This is a genomic window from Bacillus cereus group sp. N21 (assembly GCF_016483395.1).
In the GTDB taxonomy this organism is placed as follows: Bacteria; Bacillota; Bacilli; order Bacillales; family Bacillaceae_G; genus Bacillus_A; species Bacillus_A pseudomycoides.
In genome coordinates this window covers 1-236 of sequence record NZ_JAEHBX010000435.1, presented here as the reverse complement: position 1 = coordinate 236, position 236 = coordinate 1, and the positions used below count along the sequence as shown (strand labels likewise).

Here is a 236-nt window from a genome sequence, read left to right as displayed (position 1 = left end):
CTCTTAATTTTATAAGAGTTCTTTTTTGCAATCCTAATAAATTCTTCTCAATAATTGAAAATAAAATCAATCAAGATTATTATATTGTTATTGTAAATTTATTTTATTTAAGGAGGATACTACATAGATGAAAAGCTCAAAAGGCTCTATTGAATCAGAGATAAGCAAAGCAATTACTCACTGGGAAAAGGACTACCTAGGACGCGGGTCTATATCCGTTAAGACAGATATATTAC

At 28.8% G+C, this 236-nt stretch carries 1 protein-coding gene; it reads left to right on the top strand.

The genetic code is table 11. From position 1 onward, the window contains the following. Positions 1-127: 127 nt before the first annotated feature. Positions 128-236: Na-translocating system protein MpsC family protein (locus JDS96_RS31535; protein ID WP_199669192.1), on the top strand; the 109-nt coding region annotated here is incomplete at its 3' end.